At 63.6% G+C, this 18,120-nt stretch carries 16 protein-coding genes (1 of these 16 running past the window's edge); 15 read left to right on the top strand and 1 reads right to left on the bottom strand.

The window, feature by feature from the left end; all coding sequences use genetic code 11:
* Positions 1-130 precede the first annotated feature (130 nt).
* From QMG80_RS11715 to QMG80_RS11650, 15 genes are all read left to right on the top strand, one after another.
* Complete coding sequence (locus QMG80_RS11715; RefSeq protein ID WP_085772978.1) at positions 131-478, top strand: 2Fe-2S iron-sulfur cluster-binding family protein; 348 nt, start codon at positions 131-133, stop codon at positions 476-478.
* On the top strand, positions 478-801 hold the full coding sequence (locus QMG80_RS11710) for a DUF2849 domain-containing protein (RefSeq protein WP_085772977.1): 324 nt from the start codon (positions 478-480) through the stop codon (positions 799-801). Before QMG80_RS11715 ends, QMG80_RS11710 begins: the two co-directional genes overlap by 1 nt.
* A 3-nt stretch (positions 802-804) precedes the next feature.
* Entirely contained in the window at positions 805-2,529 is a 1,725-nt protein-coding gene (locus QMG80_RS11705; protein ID WP_085772976.1) for a nitrite/sulfite reductase, read from the top strand.
* A complete protein-coding gene (locus QMG80_RS11700) occupies positions 2,513-3,016 on the top strand; it encodes a DUF934 domain-containing protein (protein ID WP_085772975.1) in 504 nt (167 codons plus the stop codon). Before QMG80_RS11705 ends, QMG80_RS11700 begins: the two co-directional genes overlap by 17 nt.
* A complete protein-coding gene (locus QMG80_RS11695) occupies positions 3,013-3,765 on the top strand; it encodes a phosphoadenylyl-sulfate reductase (protein WP_085772974.1) in 753 nt (250 codons plus the stop codon). Before QMG80_RS11700 ends, QMG80_RS11695 begins: the two co-directional genes overlap by 4 nt.
* The gene (gene cysD, locus QMG80_RS11690) at positions 3,762-4,679 is read left to right on the top strand and encodes a sulfate adenylyltransferase subunit CysD (protein WP_085772973.1); all 918 of its coding nucleotides are present in this window, start codon (positions 3,762-3,764) and stop codon (positions 4,677-4,679) included. Before QMG80_RS11695 ends, cysD begins: the two co-directional genes overlap by 4 nt.
* 1 nt (position 4,680) lies before the next feature.
* Positions 4,681-6,291, top strand: coding sequence for a sulfate adenylyltransferase subunit CysN (cysN, locus tag QMG80_RS11685; protein WP_085772972.1), 1,611 nt, complete (start codon positions 4,681-4,683; stop codon positions 6,289-6,291).
* A gap of 296 nt (positions 6,292-6,587) precedes the next feature.
* Positions 6,588-8,159, top strand: a complete 1,572-nt coding sequence (locus QMG80_RS11680) for a phosphoenolpyruvate carboxykinase (RefSeq protein ID WP_085773839.1) — start codon at positions 6,588-6,590, stop codon at positions 8,157-8,159.
* A 214-nt stretch (positions 8,160-8,373) separates the two neighbouring features.
* Entirely contained in the window at positions 8,374-8,850 is a 477-nt protein-coding gene (locus QMG80_RS11675; protein WP_085772971.1) for a peroxiredoxin, read from the top strand.
* Between the two features lie 233 nt (positions 8,851-9,083).
* On the top strand, positions 9,084-9,170 hold the full coding sequence (locus QMG80_RS21725) for a potassium-transporting ATPase subunit F (RefSeq protein WP_085772970.1): 87 nt from the start codon (positions 9,084-9,086) through the stop codon (positions 9,168-9,170).
* Between the two features lie 32 nt (positions 9,171-9,202).
* Entirely contained in the window at positions 9,203-10,915 is a 1,713-nt protein-coding gene (gene kdpA, locus QMG80_RS11670; RefSeq protein ID WP_085773838.1) for a potassium-transporting ATPase subunit KdpA, read from the top strand.
* 14 nt (positions 10,916-10,929) lie between these two features.
* Entirely contained in the window at positions 10,930-13,071 is a 2,142-nt protein-coding gene (kdpB, locus tag QMG80_RS11665; RefSeq protein ID WP_085772969.1) for a potassium-transporting ATPase subunit KdpB, read from the top strand.
* A gap of 10 nt (positions 13,072-13,081) precedes the next feature.
* Positions 13,082-13,684: a potassium-transporting ATPase subunit KdpC gene (gene kdpC / locus QMG80_RS11660; RefSeq protein ID WP_085772968.1), complete on the top strand. Its 603-nt coding sequence runs from the start codon at positions 13,082-13,084 to the stop codon at positions 13,682-13,684.
* 24 nt (positions 13,685-13,708) lie between these two features.
* Positions 13,709-16,405, top strand: a complete 2,697-nt coding sequence (locus tag QMG80_RS11655) for a sensor histidine kinase (protein WP_085772967.1) — start codon at positions 13,709-13,711, stop codon at positions 16,403-16,405.
* Positions 16,402-17,088, top strand: a complete 687-nt coding sequence (locus QMG80_RS11650; RefSeq protein WP_085772966.1) for a response regulator — start codon at positions 16,402-16,404, stop codon at positions 17,086-17,088. Before QMG80_RS11655 ends, QMG80_RS11650 begins: the two co-directional genes overlap by 4 nt.
* A 69-nt stretch (positions 17,089-17,157) precedes the next feature.
* Here the strand turns inward: QMG80_RS11650 and QMG80_RS11645 are convergent, their stop codons facing one another.
* On the bottom strand, positions 17,158-18,120 hold the 3' portion of the coding sequence (locus tag QMG80_RS11645; RefSeq protein WP_085772965.1) for a bifunctional metallophosphatase/5'-nucleotidase. It continues 711 nt past the right edge of the window; the window shows 963 of its 1,674 coding nt (coding positions 712-1,674); the start codon falls outside the window, past its right edge; it ends in the stop codon at positions 17,158-17,160.

Below are 18,120 nucleotides of genomic sequence, written 5' to 3'. Positions count from 1 at the left end.
AGAAAAATAATGTAAAATATATTATTTGCCACGCTGCGTGGGTGAATTGACTTGGCTCGGGGATGGGTATTTAAGACAGTGAGAACGAGGGCGCTTCGGCGCGTCCGTAGCGGAGGAGGAAGGCCAGAGAATGCAGGATGCGGCAGCGCGGGCGCCTCAGCAGCATGCGGTCGTCCTCGTCGAGGATCGGGAAGGCAAGCTCCATGAGCTCGAGACGCTCGAGGGCTGGCGGTTGATGGAAATTCTAAGGGATCACGGCGTCGGCATGGACACGAATTGCGGCGGGTCTCTAGCCTGCGCGGAGTGCCATGTGCTGATCGATCCCGCGTGGATGGGTCGGCTGCCGGCGCCCTCGCAAGAGGAGCTGGATAAGCTCGACGAACTGCCTCTGATCCACGAGAATTCCCGCCTCTCCTGCCAAATTCTCTGGACAGACGACTACGACGGCATGAAAGTGACCGTCGCTCAGGCGACATGATGGCCAAGCCGACGCATCCACAGATTCTGCTGGCGAGCAACCTCCTCGACGGCGAGGTCATGTTTCTTGGCGCCGAGAGCTGGGTGCGCGACGCGCGCGACGCATTGATCGCGCGAGACGCTACGGAGGCCGCCGCGCTCGAGGCGCGCGGCAAGGCCGACGTCGTCGCCAACAAAGTTGTCGACGTCTATCTCGCTGAGGTCGAGCCTGACGCTGCGCTCGGCCCGCGACCGTTGCATTTTCGCGAACGGGCGCGACTTGCCGGACCCAGCGTGCGGCGCGACCTCGGCAAGCAGGCGCGTGCGGGAAAAGTCGGGAGCTAACCAATGAACGCGCACGACCAGCGGCACGCGGCGCGCGCCAACGCGCCGACCACGAGCTATTTGTATGACGCCTATGACAAGGCTTTCGTGCAGGCGCGCGTCGCCGAGTTCCGAGAGCAAGTTCGCCGCCGCCTTTCCGGAGCGCTGACGGAGGACGAGTTCCGGCCGCTACGGCTGATGAACGGCCTCTACTTGCAGCTCCACGCTTATATGCTGCGCGTCGCGATTCCCTATGGGACGCTGACCTCGCGGCAAATGCGACGGCTCGCCGACATCGCCGACAAATGGGACAAAGGCTACGGCCATTTCACGACGCGCCAGAACCTGCAATACAACTGGCCGAGGCTCGTCGACGTTCCGGACATTCTCGAGGCGCTCGCCGACGTCGAGATGCATGCGATCCAGACCTCCGGGAACTGCATCCGCAACGTGACGGCGGATCAGTTCGCGGGCGTGGCGACGGACGAGTTCGAGGACCCCAGGCCAACCGCCGAGTTCCTGCGGCAATGGTCGAGCCTGCACCCGGAGTTCAGCTTCCTGCCGCGGAAGTTCAAGATCGCGGTGAGCGGCGCCGAGGCGGATCGCGCGGCGATTAAATTCCACGACATCGGCCTGCGGCTTCACGCCAATGAGCAGGGAGAAGCGGGCTACGAGGTCATCGTCGGCGGCGGGCTCGGCCGTTCGCCCTTTATCGGCAAGACCGTCCGCGCCTGGCTTCCGCGCGCGGATCTTCTCGCCTATCTCGAGGCGATCTTGCGCGTCTATAATCGCTTCGGCCGGCGCGACAACAAATACAAAGCGCGCATCAAGATCCTCGTGCATGAAACCGGCCTCGAGCAATTGACGCGCGAGATCGAAGCCGAATTTGCGGCCATGGATCGGGCGCCCTTCGCATTCGACATGGAAGAATTCGAGCGCATCCGCGGCTTCTTTTCGACACCGCCCTATGAGACGCTTCCAGAGCAGTCGAAGGATTATGAGGAAGCGCGACGCAAGGACGCGGCTTTCGACGCCTTTGCGAAGACCAACGTCTCCGCGCACAAGAGCCCCGGCTATGCGATCGTGACGATTTCGCTCAAGCCCATCGGCGGCATTCCCGGCGACGCGACCTCGGAGCAGATGCGGGTGCTGGCGGAGGCCGCAGAGCGTTTCGGCTTTGGGGAATTGCGCGTGACCCACGCGCAGAACATCGTGTTGCCGCATGTGAAGCAGGAAGAGCTTCACGCGCTCTGGCGGCTTCTCGACGACGCCGAGCTCGCAACGCCCAACGCCGGGCTCATCTCCGACATCATCTGCTGCCCAGGCCTCGATTATTGCGCGCTCGCAACAGCGCGGTCGATCCCGATTGCGCAGGCAATCTCGAGTCGCTTCAAAGATCTTGAGCGCCAGCGGCTCATCGGCGAGCTCGGGATAAAAATCTCCGGCTGCATCAACGCCTGCGGCCATCACCACATCGGCGCGATCGGGGTGCTCGGACTCGAGAAGCGAGGCCAGGAGTCCTACCAGATCACGCTCGGCGGCGACCCGACGCTTACCGCCGCGATCGGCGAGCTTCTGGGCCCGGGCGTCGCCGCCGAGAACGTCCCGACCGTCATCGAAAGCCTCATCGAAATCTATCTGCACGAACGTCACGACGGCGAGCAGTTTCTGGACGCCTGGCGGCGCCTTGGACGAGAGCGCTTCAAGGAGGCGCTGACGCGGGAGGGCGAAGATGGCGCTGATATCTGAGGGGCGTTTCGTGGAGGATTCCTGGCGCCGCCTCGCCGACGAGGAAAACGTGCCCCAGGGCGGAAAGTGCATCGTCTCCGAAGGGCGACTCGCGGAAGCCGCGAGCGCGCTTCCCCCGGACGCGCCGCTCGGCGTGTTCCTCGCCAACACGGCCGACCCGGCAAAGCTCGCGCCCTATCTTTCGCGCTTGGCCCTCATTGCGATCGCCTTTCCGGCAACCGGCGACGGTCGCGGTTTTTCGCTGGCGCAGCTCATTCGCCGCGCGGGATTTGCGGGGGAGTTGCGCGCGAGCGGGCGACTTATCGCCGATCAGGCGACGCATGCGCTTCGCTGCGGCTTCGACACGATCGAGATTGCATCCGACATCGCCGCGCGGCAGGACGCCGCGCAATGGTCGGTCGCGGCTTCAACCTATGGCGCCTTCTACCAGCAGGGCTACGGGAATCGCGAGGCGATCCTTGAACAGAGACGAAAGGCGCGCGCATGAAGCCTTCGCTGGTTGACCTTCTCGAGCCGCGTCTCGCCCCGCTCGATCTCGCGCATCGTCTGAAGCTTGCGCGCGAGCTTATTCCCGGAAGGCTTGTCTTCACCACGAGCTTTGGGATCGAGGATCAATGGATCGCCCATACGATCCTCACGCTCGGCCTCGATATCGAGATCGCGACTCTCGACACCGGGCGTATGTTCCCGGAGACTTACGATCTCTGGGAGCAGACCGAGGCGCGCTACGCCAGACGGATCGCCGCCGTCTATCCGAACCCGGCGCCGCTCGAAGCCTTCGTGCAGGAGCATGGCGTCAACGGCTTTTATCGATCGGTGGAGAACCGAAAAGCCTGTTGCCACATCCGCAAGGTCGAACCGCTCTCTCGCTTGCTTGCAGGCGCGTCGGGGTGGGTCACCGGACTGCGCGCCGATCAATCGCAGGCCCGCGGTGAAGTCGCGATGGTCGAATATGATGAGACGCACCGACTCGTGAAGCTCAATCCCCTGCTCGATTACAACCGTGACGCCATCGTCGCCTTGACCGAGGAATTCGACGTTCCAGTCAATGAGCTGCACGCCAAAGGCTATTTGTCGATTGGCTGCGCCCCCTGCACCCGCGCGGTGAAGCCCGGCGAAAACGAGCGCGCGGGCCGCTGGTGGTGGGAGGAAGACCAAAAGAAGGAGTGCGGGCTGCACGTGGGCGAGGACGGTGTGCCACGGCGCCGGCCGACGACGCAGGCGACGACGCCATGAGCTCGCTCGGCCCTAATCGTCTCGGCCATCTCGATAAGCTCGAGGCGGAAAGCATTCACATCATGCGCGAGGTCGTCGCCGAATGCGAGCGGCCGGTCATGCTGTATTCGATCGGCAAGGACTCGGCCGCGATGCTGCATGTCGCGATGAAGGCCTTTTATCCTGGCAAGCCGCCCTTCCCCCTGCTCCATGTCGACACGACTTGGAAGTTCCGCGAGATGATCGAATTTCGCGACCGGCGCGCGAGGGAGCTCGGCGTAGAGCTGCTCATCCACACCAATCCCAAAGGGATCGAGATGGGCGTCAATCCCTTCGTGCACGGCTCGAAGCTCCACACCGACCTCATGAAGACCGAAGCGCTGAAGCAAGCGCTCGACAAATGGCGCTTCGACGCGGCTTTCGGCGGAGCGCGGCGCGACGAGGAGAAGTCGCGAGCCAAGGAGCGGGTGCTCTCTTTCCGGAGCGCCCAGCATCGCTGGGACCCCAAGAATCAGCGCCCTGAGTTCTGGCGCCTCTACAACACGCGCAAGGCGCAGGGCGAGAGCCTGCGCGTCTTTCCGCTGTCCAATTGGACGGAAGCCGATGTCTGGGACTACATCGCGCGCGAGGACATCCCGGTCGTCCCGCTTTACTTCGCCAAGGAACGGCCCGTCGTGCGGCGCGACGGCGCATTGATCATGGTCGATGACGATCGCATGAGACTGCTTCCTGACGAAGTGATCGAGCGAAGGAAGGTGCGCTTCCGCACGCTCGGCTGTTATCCCCTCACCGGCGCGATCGAGAGCGAAGCCGAGACGCTCGAGGCGATTATCGACGAGATGCGCTCGAGCCGGTCCTCGGAGCGGCAGGGGCGTCTGATCGACCATGACGGCGCGGCGTCCATGGAGCAGAAGAAGCAGGAAGGCTATTTCTAAGATGCACGGCGTTCCTGCGCAGGCGCCCGTTGGCCGGGCCGCCGAGAAGCCGCTTTTGCGGTTCATCACTTGCGGCTCGGTCGACGACGGCAAGTCGACGCTGATCGGCCGCCTGCTTTATGACGCAGGCTTGGCCCCGGACGATCTGATCGAGGCGCTCGAGAAAGACTCCAAGAAGCACGGCACGCAGGGCGAGGCGCTCGATTTCGCGCTGCTCGTCGACGGGCTCGCCGCCGAGCGCGAGCAAGGCATCACGATCGACGTCGCCTATCGCTATTTTGCGACCGAGAAGCGGAAGTTCATCGTCGCCGACACGCCCGGTCATGAGCAATACACGCGCAATATGGCCACCGGCGCCTCCACCGCCGAGCTTGCCGTGCTCTTGATCGACGCGCGCCGCGGCGTGCTGAGTCAGACGCGTCGCCATGCGGTCATCGTCTCGATGCTCGGGGTGCGCCATGTCGCGCTCGCGATCAACAAGATGGATCTCGTGGACTACGACGAGGCGACCTTCCGGCGCATCGAGGCTGAATTCCGCGACTTCGCGCGTCACCTGCGCTTCCTCTCGATCGAGGCGTTCCCTCTCGTCGCCAAGGACGGCGACAATCTCGTTCATCAAAGCGCGCATATGCCGTGGCGGGAGGGCCTGCCGCTGCTCGCCTATCTGGAGAGCGTCGAGGTGGATCGGGGCGCGCTCGTTCAGCCCTTCCGTTTTCCGGTGCAATGGGTCAATCGACCGAGCCACGATTTTCGGGGCTTCTCCGGCTTCGTTTGCGGCGGCAACGTTAGGCGGGGCGATATCGTCCGCATTCTTCCCATCGGCCGCGACACGACGATCGCGCGCGTCGTCGGCGGCGGGGGTGATCTCGACTGCGCCGTTGCGGGCCAATCGGTGACACTGACGCTTGCCGAAGAGATCGACGTCTCGCGCGGCGACATGTTGGCCTCCCCGGCCTCGCCCGCCAAGGTCGGCGACAGGCTCAAAGCGCGGCTGTTGTGGCTCGTGCGCGAACCGCTCGTCTGCAACAAGAGCTATCTTTTGAAGCTCGCCGCGCGCACTGTCCCGGCCGCGGTGAAGTCGGTGACCGCGCGCGTCGAAATCGAGACGGGACTTGCCGCGCCGCTCACGGAAGAAGGCGAAACGCTCGCTTTCAACGCGATCGGCGAGGCGGAGATAGAGCTCGACCAGCCGATCGTCTGCGACCGCTACATCGAAAACCGCGAGACGGGCGGCTTCATTCTGATCGACCGCGTCACGAACGAGACGGTCGCGGTCGGCCTCGTGACCGAGGCGGAGGAAGCGGCGAAGAGCGCCTCCTACCTGGAGGCGAGCTATTCGTCGATGGAGGGCCTGCCGCCGCCATCCGTCGAGCCCGTCCCAACGCGACGCACGAGCTTCCTGAAGTCGCTCTCCTGGCGACCGCTCGGGAGCTTGCTGACCTTCGCGATCGTGTTTGGCTTCACCCGCGACTTGGCGCTCTCGCTCGCCATCACCGCGACCGAGGCGGTTGCGAAGGTCGGCCTCTATTATCTGCATGAGCGCGCCTGGACGCGTAAGGGGGCGACCGCGGCCGAAAACGGCGCGCCGCCGCCCGATGATGCTGGTTTGTGACGGCGTCGTAAGGCCAGCGAGCCCAAATGTGACGCTGGCTCTCGGGATCGAAAACAGTCGTTTAACGGTTTTTTGACGCAGAATTCATCGTTGTCGCCAAAGGCTTCCTTGATGTGGTGAAATGGGCCGCCTATCTGAACAGAGGGTAAGGGGCGGACATTGCGTCAAAGACGAGAGGGCCTGTCTCTTTTTGGACGCGCAGCGTCAGGCGCGCACTGAGTTTATTGTAGCGCTCGAGGCCTCTCAAAGAGGAACCGACTATGAACGCCCAAGGACAGGTAATCGCCGACGAGGCGATGAGGACCATGGGATTCGTCGAGGCGTTCGGGCCTCCGCAATGCGGGCGTCTCCTCCACAATCTCGACGTCCCGCATCTCTATGAGCAAGCCCTGCGGCGCGGAGAGGCCACAATCGTCCGCGGCGGCGCGCTCGTCGCCGAGACCGGCGCACACACCGGCCGCTCTCCCAAGGACAAGTTCATTGTCGCCGACCCGCTGACGCAAAGCTCAGTCTGGTGGGAGAACAACCAGCGTCTGGAGAAGGCGAAGTTTGAGCTCCTGCTTGCGGATTTTCTGGCCCATGTCGACGGAAAGGAGCTGTTCGCGCAGGATCTTTACGGGGGCGCCGACCCCGCATATCGAGTCAAGGTTCGCGTCTTCACCGAGTTCGCCTGGCATTCGCTCTTCATCCAGAACCTTCTCATTCGCCCCGGGCCAGACGAGCTTTCCTCGTTCACACCAGAGCTGACGATCATCGACCTGCCCTCTTTCAAGGCTGACCCGCAGCGTCACGGCTGCCGCAGCGAAACCGTCATCGCCATGGATTTGTCGCGCAGGATCGTGCTCATCGGCGGCACGAGCTACGCCGGCGAAATCAAGAAATCGGTCTTCACCTTCTTGAACTTCATGCTGCCGGCGCAAGACGTCATGCCGATGCATTGCTCGGCCAATGTCGGCGCCGAAGGCGACGCGGCCGTTTTCTTCGGGCTTTCCGGCACCGGCAAGACGACTCTCTCGGCGGATCCAGAGCGCCGGTTGATCGGCGACGACGAGCACGGTTGGAGCTCCGAGGGCGTCTTCAATTTCGAGGGTGGCTGCTACGCCAAGGCGATCAAGCTCTCGCGCGAGGCCGAGCCGCAGATTTTCTCGATGACCGAGCGTTTCGGCGCCGTGATGGAGAACGTCGTGTTCCATCCGCATTCGCGCGTCTGCGATTTCGACGACAGCTCGCGGACGGAGAACACGCGCATCGCCTACCCGCTCCGCTTCATGCAAGGCGCGGTGGAAGAAGGCCGGGGCGGACATCCCCGGAACATCGTGATGCTGACCTGCGACGCCTTCGGCGTGCTCCCGCCGATCGCGCGGCTCAGCGCAGAGCAAGCGATGTATCACTTTCTTTCCGGATATACGGCGAAGGTGGCCGGCACGGAAAAGGGCGTCAAAGAACCCGAGGCGACCTTCTCGACCTGTTTCGGCGCGCCTTTCATGCCGCGCCCACCGCAGGTCTATGGCGATCTTCTGCGCGATCTGATCCTGCGTCACGACGTGAATTGCTGGCTCGTCAACACGGGCTGGAGCGGCGGCGGCTATGGCGTCGGCGCGCGGATGCCGATTGCGGCGACCCGACGCCTGCTGGGCGCAGCGCTCGGGGGCGAGCTGGAAAAGGCGCGCTTTGAGACCGAGCCTTACTTTGGCCTGTCGGTCCCGCTTGCCGTCGCAGGCGTGGATACGGGTCTCTTGAATCCCGTCAAGAGCTGGTCGTCGGCAGCAGATTACGAAGCGACGGCGAAAAAGCTCGTTCGCATGTTCAACGAGAATTTCGAGACTTTGGCGCTCGAGCGGAACCGGGGTCTACGCGCCGCCAGCTAGAGCGCGCGATTTTTGCGCACTGCGCAGATCCGGGCCCCCTCCCCCCACCCGACCCTAACGCAAGTCAGAAACTTAGAGCATGTCCTGACCGGAAGTCCGCTTCGCACTTTTCCGGGACAGGGCTCTAGGCCGGTCGACCTCGCCTGGAAAACTTCTTGCTTATCGAAGCCGACGAGGGCGTGATGGATCCGCGCAGCCCGAAGAGGAGAATGAGATGAGCGAAGCGAAGCGACCCGCAGAAGGAGACGAGGCTCCAGCTTTCTCCCTGCCAGGGACCGAGGGCGAAACACAGGGGCTAGCCTCCTACAAGGGCAAGAAGCTCGCGCTCTATTTCTACCCCAAAGACGACACCTCCGGCTGCACGAAGGAGGCAATCGACTTCAACGGTCTGCGCGACAAATTCGCCAAGGCGGGCACTGCGATCCTTGGCGTCTCGCCCGATTCCGCAAAGAGCCACGACAAGTTCCGCGCCAAGCATGAGCTCAAAATTCCCCTGGCCTCCGACGAGACGAAGGCGATGCTCTCAGCCTACGGCGTTTGGGTCGAGAAGAGCATGTATGGACGAAAATATATGGGCGTCGAACGCACCACCTTCCTGATCGGGCCGGATGGTCGCATCGCCAAGGTCTGGCGCAAAGTGAAGGTCCCCGGCCACGCGGAGGAGGTGCTCGCGGCCGCCAAGGCCTTGTGAACAAAGGGGGGCCTGGCGCCCTTTATGTTCTCCTTATGCGCCGGCCGCGGTTTCGGCATGGCGCCCTTATGCGTCAAGCTCTATTTTTGCTCCGTCGGTCGTAGCAGGGCGCTCGACCTAACGACGGAGCACAGCGCATGCTGGATTTCATCTTCATCGGCTCGGCCCTCCTCCTTTTCGCGCTCACCGCGGCCTATGCGCGCTTCTGCGCCAAGCTCTGAGGGAGGGGCGCCATGATCGAGCCCATCATTGGCCTGAGCGCCGCCGTGCTTCTCGGCCTTTACCTCGTCTACACGCTTCTTCATCCCGAGAAATTTTGAAGAGAGCCTCGGGCTTTCGCGAGAGGATCATCATGACAATTATCGGCTGGGCGCAAATCGCGCTCATTCTCGCGGCGGTGATCGCTGCGGCGTTGCCTCTTGGCGGCTACATCGCCAAAGTGCTCGCGGGAGAGCGAACCCTCCTGACGCCGATCCTGGCGCCCGTCGAACGCATCTTCTACAAGCTCTCGGGCGTCGATCCAGCGCGCGAGCAAAGCTGGCTCGTCTACACCATGGCGATGCTGGCCTTCAGCGTGGTGGGGTTTGCATCGCTCTATGCTCTGCAGCGGCTGCAGAATGTGCTTCCGCTCAATCCGCAAGGCTTCGATCCGGTTCCGGCCGATCTCGCCTTCAACACCTCGCTCTCCTTCATCACCAACACCAACTGGCAGAACTATTCTGGCGAGACGACGATGAGCCATCTCACGCAGATGCTCGGTCTCACCGTGCATAATTTCGTGTCGGCCGCGACGGGTCTCGCCATGGCCTTTGCGCTCGTGCGCGGCTTCGCCCGCGCGGAATCGCCGACGGTTGGAAACTTCTGGGTCGATCTCACGCGCGGCGCCCTTTACGTGCTCCTGCCGATCTCCGTCCCGATCGCGCTCGCGCTCGTCGCGCTCGGCGTTCCGCAGACGCTCGCCGGCTCCGTCGAAGCAACGACTCTGGAAGGGGCGAAGCAGCTCATCTCCATCGGCCCAGTGGCGAGCCAGGAGGCGATCAAGGAGCTCGGCACCAACGGCGGCGGCTTCTTCAACGCCAACGCCGCGCATCCGTTCGAGAACCCCAACGCCCTCGCCAACATGTTGGAGATCTGGGCGCTGCTCGTCACTCCCTTCGCGACCGTCTTCGCCTTCGGCCGGACCGTGCTGGATTTTCGGCAGGGTCGCGCCATCGTCATCACCATGGGCATCGTGCTTCTGGTGGGGATTTCGGTCGCTTACTGGGCTGAGGCTGCGGGCAATCCCCTCCTGACCGACAGGCTGGGCGTAGAGGCGGCCCCCGGCAACATGGAAGGCAAGGAAGTGCGCTTCGGAACCGCGATGAGCGCGCTCTATGCGACAGCCACTACGGGAACAAGCACGGGGTCCGTCAACTCGATGCATGATTCCTTCACGCCGATCGGCGGGCTCGTGCCGCTCTTCAATATCCTGCTCGGCTGCATCTCGCCGGGAGGCGTGGGCGCCGGTCTTTACGGCTTCCTCGTGCTCGCGGTGATCGCCGTCTTCGTCGCAGGTTTGATGGTCGGACGCACGCCCGAATATCTCGGCAAGAAGATCGAATCGCGGGAGATGAAGCTCGCCATGTTGGCGGTGCTGATCTATCCGCTGAGCGTGCTCGGCTTTTCCGCGGCGTCGGTCATGCTGAAGACCGGTCTCGACAGCCTCGGCAACTCGGGACCCCACGGGCTGTCAGAAGTCCTTTACGCTTTCGCCTCCACCAACGCCAACAATGGGTCGGCCTTTGCCGGTCTCTCCGGCAATACGCTGTGGTTCAACACAACGCTGGGTATCGCGATGTTCGTAGGCCGTTTCGCCTATGTGATCCCGGTGCTGGCGCTGGCGGGATCCTTCGCCGCCAAAAAGAAGTCCCCCGCCTCGGTGGGCACGTTCCCGACGCATGGACCGCTCTTCATCGGCCTGCTGATCGGCGTGATCGTGATCCTCTACCTCCTGCAATATTTCCCGGCGCTCGCGCTCGGACCCGTGGTCGAACACTTCCTGCTGCAGGCTGGAAAGACCTTCTAACGGAGTAGCATCTCATGACTTCGAAAGTCGCTTCGCCCGGACTTTTCGATCCGGCCATCATCAAAGGCGCTTCGGTGGACGCTTTCCGCAAGCTCGATCCGCGCCACCTTGCCCGCAATCCCGTGATCTTCGTCACCGAGGTTGTTTCGGCGTTGGTGACGCTGCTCTTCCTGCGTGACCTCATCGTCCACAACGGCGCGGCTTTGTTCACGGGGCAGATCGCGGCCTGGCTCTGGTTCACCGTGCTCTTCGCCAATTTCGCCGAGGCCGTCGCAGAAGGACGAGGCAAGGCGCAGGCCGACGCGCTGCGCAAGACCCGCAGCGACACGCGCGCCAAGCGGCTCATCGATCCCGAGAACAAGAGCGGCATGAAAGACGTCGTCGAAGGCGTCTCCGCGCTCGATCTTAGGATCGGCGACGTGGTGCTCGTTGAGGCCGGTGATCTGATCCCCGGCGACGGCGAGGTCATCGAGGGCGTCGCGTCCGTGAACGAGTCCGCCATCACCGGCGAGTCCGCCCCCGTCATTCGCGAGGCGGGCGGCGACCGTTCTGCCGTGACCGGCGGCACGACCGTCCTGTCCGACTGGATCAAAGTGCGTATCACCGCGGCGGCGGGCTCGACCTTCATCGACCGCATGATCGCGCTCGTCGAGGGAGCCCAACGTCAAAAGACGCCGAACGAATTGGCGTTGTCAATCCTGCTGTCGGGCCTGACGATCATCTTCCTCATTGTCTGCGTGACGCTGTGGCCGCTCGCCAATTATTCCGGAACGACGCTCTCGCTGAGCGTGCTCATCGCGCTGCTCGTCTGCCTGATCCCGACGACGATCGGCGGTCTCTTGTCGGCGATTGGCATCGCCGGCATGGATCGGCTGATCCGCTTCAATGTGATCGCGACCTCAGGCCGCGCCGTTGAGGCGGCGGGCGACGTCGACACGCTGCTGCTCGACAAGACCGGGACGATCACCTTCGGCAACCGTATGGCTGATGAGTTCGTCGCGGTCGGCGCCGTCTCGGAACACGCGTTGGCGGAAGCGGTTCTGCTGTCTTCCCTCGCCGATGAGACGCCCGAAGGCCGTTCGATCGTCGCGCTGGCGATGAGCCGATACGGATTGGCGGCGCCGCTTCTGGGGGCAGAAGCTAGGATCGTCCCCTTCTCCGCCCATACGCGGATCTCAGGCGTCGACCTCCCGGGTCGTTCTGTGCGAAAGGGCGCCGTGGACGCCATTCTGGCGCAGCTCGAGGCGGATTTTCGCACGTCTCGCGAAAACAACCGCGAGCAGGCTGCGACCGCTTTCGACGCCGACGTTCTCGAGCGCGCGGCGGTCGCCAAGAGTCTCATCCCAGATGACTTCACGCGCGCCGTCGAACGTATCTCACGCGCCGGCGGCACGCCGCTGGCGGTCTCGGAAAACGGGCGCCTGCTCGGCGTCGTTCACCTCAAGGATATTATCAAGCCCGACATCAAGGCGCGCTTCGCCGAGCTGCGCGCCATGGGCATCAAGACGGTCATGGTGACGGGCGACAATCCCACCACCGCCGCTGCAATCGCCGGCGAGGCGGGCGTCGACGACTTCATCGCTCAGGCGAAGCCCGAGGACAAGCTCGCCTACATCCGCAAGGAGCAGCAGGGCGGACGCCTCATCGCCATGTGCGGCGACGGCACCAATGACGCGCCCGCGCTGGCGCAGGCCGATGTCGGCGTCGCGATGCAAACGGGAACCCAAGCCGCGCGCGAGGCCGGCAACATGGTCGACCTCGACAGCGATCCCACGAAGCTCATAGAAATCGTCGCCATCGGCAAGCAGCTGCTGATGACGCGCGGCTCGCTCACGACCTTCTCCATCGCCAATGACGTCGCGAAATATTTCGCGATCATCCCGGCGCTGTTCATCGTGACCTACCCCGAGCTCGGAGCGATCAACGTCATGAAGCTGGCGTCGCCACAGTCGGCGATCCTGTCGGCCGTGATCTTCAACGCCTTGATCATCGTCGCGCTCATTCCTTTGGCGCTGACGGGCGTGGAATACAAGCCGGTCGGCGCGGCAGCGCTGCTGCGCAGAAATCTGCTGATCTACGGGCTCGGCGGAATCATCGTCCCCTTCATCGGCATCAAGCTCATCGACCTTCTCGTCTCCGCGCTGCATCTCGCCTGAGGACTCCGCCATGCTCTCTCAACTCCGCGCATCCCTGGTCATGGTGATCCTGTTTACGCTCCTGACCGGGCTCCTCTATCCGCTCGCGATCACCGGGCTCGCGCAACTGGCCCTCCCCGCCAAAGCGAATGGCTCGCTCATCGTCGAGCCGGACGGCAAGGTTCTCGGCTCCGAGCTGATCGGCCAGAATTTCGTCTCGGAGCGTTATTTCCACCCCCGCCCATCCGCGACGACCGCGCCCGATCCGTCGGACGCGACGAAAACCGTGGACGCGCCCTATAACGCGGCGAACTCCGCCGGCTCTAACCTCGGCCCGACCTCGAAGAAGCTCGTCGATCGGGTCGAGGCCGCAATCGAAGCCGGCGTCGCCACGGGGCGGCTTTGGGACGTTCCGGCAGACTCCGTCACGAGCTCGGCCTCGGGCCTGGATCCGCACATCTCCCCGGCCTACGCGCTCATCCAGGTTTCCGCCGTCGCCAAGGCGCGCGGGCTGAACGAGTCGCAGCTGCGCGCCCTCGTCGAAGAGCAGATCGAGCCGCGGCTGTTCGGGGTCATCGGCGAGCCGCGCGTCAATGTTTTGCTCCTCAATCTCGCGCTAGATGGTCTAAAATGACGCCCCTTTGACGGGAGCAGCAGCGTGGCGCGACACGAGACGGATTTGGAACGTCGGCCGGATCCCGACGCGCTGCTCGCGCTTGTTGGCCAGGAAGGGAAAGGTCGGCTGCGCGTCTTTCTGGGCGCTGCGCCCGGGGTCGGCAAGACTTACGCGATGCTCTCCCGCGCGCGCGCGGCCAAAGCCAGCGGCTGCGACGTCGTGATCGGCCTCGTCGAGACGCACGGGCGAAGCGAGACTGAAGCGCTCGTCGAGGGGCTGGAAGTCTTGCCTCGACGGAGCATCGACTATCGCGGCCGCACGCTCGAAGAGTTCGACATCGACGCCGCCCTCGCCCGCAAGCCGCAGACTATTCTCGTCGACGAGCTCGCCCACACCAACGCTCCTGACAGCCGCCACCCAAAGCGCTGGCTCGACGTGAACGAGCTGCTCAGCGCCGGCGTCGACGTTTGGACGACGCTCAATATCCAGCATCTCGAAAGCCTGGCCGACGTGGTCACGCGGATCACCGGCGTCGCCGTCCGCGAGACTGTTCCTGACCGGCTGCTGGCGGATGCGCATGACGTAATTCTTGTCGACATCACGCCCGACGAGCTGCTGGAGCGACTCTCGCAAGGCAAAGTCTATGTCACCGACATGGCGGCGCGCGCCCGACAGAACTTCTTCATCCCGAGAAATCTCATCGCGCTGCGCGAGCTCGCGCTTCGCCGCACCGCCGAGCGCGTCGACGATGAAATGGTCGACCTGCTCCGCCAGAGCGCGATTGAAGGACCCTGGGCCACCTCGGAGCGACTCTTGGTGCTGGTCGGTCCTGGAAGCTCAGGCGAGCGCCTTGTGCGCACGGCCGCACGGCTGGCGAGCGGCCTCAACGCCTCCTGGATCGCGCTCTACATCGAGCGGGCGATCGGTGAAAGCCAATCCGCGGAAGACGTGAAAAACGTGGACCAGACCTTGCGCCTTGCCGAGATGTTGGGCGCGGAGGTCGAGAGGCGAATATCCGAGGACATGGTGGGCGAGGCGCTCAAGATCGCGCGCCAGGGAAACATCACGCAGATCCTTGTTGGCCGCTCGCGCGCGAATTTCCCTGCGCGTCTATGGCGACCCTCACTCGCCAGCGAATTGGTGCGCCGTTCAGCGAACATCCCTGTCCTCGTGGAGATTGCCGAGGAAATCGAGCCGCCTCGCCCGCAACGAAAAAAAATCGATGGGGCCAGCCTTCGTTTCGGCGTCGCCGCCGCCGTTTTGCTCGTCGCCGTGACGGTTGGCGCCGGCGTTCTGCTCGAGCGCTGGCTTCCGCCCCTCAATTTCGTGACGATCTTTCTACTACCGGTGCTGATCTGTGCGGCGCGCTTCGGCCTGTGGCCGGCGATCGTCGCCGCGCTCCTCTCCTTCCTTGCAGAGGACTATTTCTTCATCGACCCGCGTTATACTTTTACGATCTCGGAACCGTATGAATTCATCACGCTCATCGTCTCGCTCGTCGTCGCGGTCGTCACGGGCATGCTGGCGAGCCGGCTGCGAGATCATTCGAGCGCGATGCGCCAGCGCGCCGAGGCCGCTCAGTCGCTTTTCGAATTCTCGCGAAAGGTTGCGGGCGCGAGCGAGCTTGACGAGGTGCTGTGGAGCGCGGCCACCCACGCCCAGAAGACCTTGGGGATTAAGAGCGTGGCCTTTCTCATTCCCGAGGAGCGCGAGCTCGCCATCCGCGCGGCCTGGCCCCCGATCGATCGGCTCGACCCCGGCGAGAGCGTCGCCGCGCGATGGGCCCTTGATAAAAACGAGGTGGCGGGATGGCGAACGGGAACACTCCCCAATGTGCGCTTTCAATTTCGGCCGCTCGCGACGAGCCGCGGCGTGGTCGCGGTCGCGGGCGTCGAGCCGAAGTTGACGGACGAACCTTTCGACGCACAGCAGGAGCGCATGCTGACAGCGATCCTCGAGCAGGCCGCCATCGCCATCGATCGCTCGTTGCTCGTCAAGGAATCGGTGCGGACCGCTGCGCTCGAGGAGAGCGAGAGATTACGCACGACGCTTCTCGCTTCCCTTTCGCATGATCTGCGCACGCCGCTCGCCGCGATCACCGGCGCGGTCACGAGTCTGAGGCAGCTCGGCGACAAGATGGCGGAGGCGGATCGCGCGGATCTCTTGATATCGATTGAGGAAGAGGCTGGCAGGCTCGCGCGCTTCGTCGGCAATCTCCTCGAAATGTCCCGCATCGAATCGGGCGCGCTGCATCCGCGCAAGGATCTCGTCGACGTTGCGGAAGTGGTCCGCGCCACGATCGCGAGATGCAAGAAGGTCTTCCCCAACTGGCGCCCGACGACCAGCCTTTCACCGGACCTTCCCCCGATCCGTGGCGACGCCAACCTTCTGGGCCAAGTGCTTTTCAATCTGCTCGACAACGCGCACAAATACGGCGCGGAAGGCAATGTGATTGTCCATGCGCGACGTGACGGCGGCACGCTCGTCCTCACGGTCACAGACGAGGGCCCGGGCATAAAGCCCACGGATCTGACGCGCGTCTTCGAGAAGTTTTATCGCGGGGGACGCCCCGACGGACGCAAGGCCGGAACCGGGCTCGGACTTTCCATCTGCAAGGGCCTTGTCGAGGCGATGGGCGGGACGATTGAGGCGCAGAGCCCGGCGATCAAGAAGCGCGGCACGCGCATGATCCTGCGTTTCCCTTGTGAACGCCAAGCAGCCGCGGCGCCTCAGAAATGACCCTTGGACGAGTCCTCATCGTCGATGACGAGCCTCAGATCAGGCGCTTTCTCAAGCCCGCATTGGCAGCCGCTGGCTATGAGGTCCTCACGGCCGAGACCGGAATGGAAGCGCTACGGCTGCTGGCCACCGCCGCGCCCGACGTGGTCGTGCTCGACCTCGGCCTTCCCGATATGGACGGCAAGGACGTGCTGCGCGAAGCGCGGGCTTTCTCACGCGCGCCGATCATCGTCCTTTCGGCGCGCGACCGCGAGGCAGAGAAGATCCTGGCGCTCGACGCCGGCGCCAATGACTATGTCGAGAAGCCTTTCAGCATCGGCGAGCTTATGGCCAGACTGCGCGTCGCAATGCGCCACGCGGCGGGCGGCGGCAATGCGGCGACGGTTCGCTGCGGGCTCGTCGTCATCGATCTCGACAAGCGCCTCGTCACCCGCAATGGCGAGCCAGTGCGCCTGACGCCCAAGGAATATGACCTGCTCGCCATTCTCGCTCGCCACGCGGGCCGGGTCGTGACCCACCGCCAGATTCTGCGCACGGTCTGGGGGCCGGCGCATCAAGAGGACATGCAATATCTGCGCGTCTTCGTGGGCCAGCTGCGCGGGAAGATCGAGGAGGATCCCTCAGCCCCGAAGCTGATCCAGACGGAACCGGGGATCGGATACCGATTGATTGGGGAGGAGTGAGGAGGGCATGACTTCAGCAGCCCACCCCGGCGACCAAAAGGCAACGATCCCCGGAGCTGCTGCCGGGGGTTATCCCGGCGGGAGCCCTGCAGGTGTCGTCGGCGCGCTCGCGATCCCGCCAGGCGAGAAAACGGCGTCCTGACTGAACAGAACGGGCGGCAGGTCCAGGGCTTTTTCTCGGCCGCTTCGCTGCGGAGCGATGATGGGAACCGCCCGCAAATAATCTTTTATCGCCTCGTGAACCGTCAGAGGAAGCTCGTGCGCGTCATGGGTGCCGGAATGCCGGCAAATCACGTCGACGGGCTCGCCGCCACGCACGCAGCCTGCGATTGCGTACCGGCGTTCGTCTTCGATTTCACGCCCGTCCACCCTGACGGAAACAAGCCGGTGGCCGCGCTCGGCGAGCGCTCTGAAAGTGACATCCATGCCCGACGCCCGCGGACCCCAGCCGCCGCTCAGTTTCCAGGGGTCCTTCGAAAACACCAGCTCTAGTTCGTTTTCCAGATAAGCGCGCAGTTCTTTCCCTGTGATCCAGCCCGTCTTCATCCGCGCGTCCATCGGTAGGAAATTCCACAAGTCCCCCTCGGTCATCGTCTTTGGCGGCACGGGGGGACCAAAGCGGAAGCCGTTGGAAAATCCAATGTCGGCTTTTGCAGCGCTGCGTATGGCCTCGGTGATGAAATCATCGGCCGTGGTTTCGAGCACATCATAGCGCATCAGGAGGGTTTCAGTGACCGCGATCCTTTTGGTCATTCGATCCCGGTACGGCGCCAGCGACTTGTCGACCAAGGCTTTCACATGCTGGTCTTCCTCGTAACGCTCTTCCAGAATTGGAATGAGGCGAAATTCATGATGGGCGACGCCGTTGTCGCCGATATAGACGTCCAAACTCCCGAGAAAGGATGCGAAGCAGCCCGGTTCGACAATCATGACCTTGCCTTCGAGAATAGGCCGCGCCGTGCGCTCATGCGTGTGACCCGAGAGGATGACGTCGAATTCGGGCGTCTCGCGCGCGATCTGGCGTGAAAGGGA

This window comes from Methylocystis bryophila (assembly GCF_027925445.1).
GTDB lineage: Bacteria > Pseudomonadota > Alphaproteobacteria > Rhizobiales > Beijerinckiaceae > Methylocystis > Methylocystis bryophila.
The sequence above is the reverse complement of the archived record's forward strand: the minus strand, read 5'-3'. Positions and strand labels throughout refer to the sequence as shown.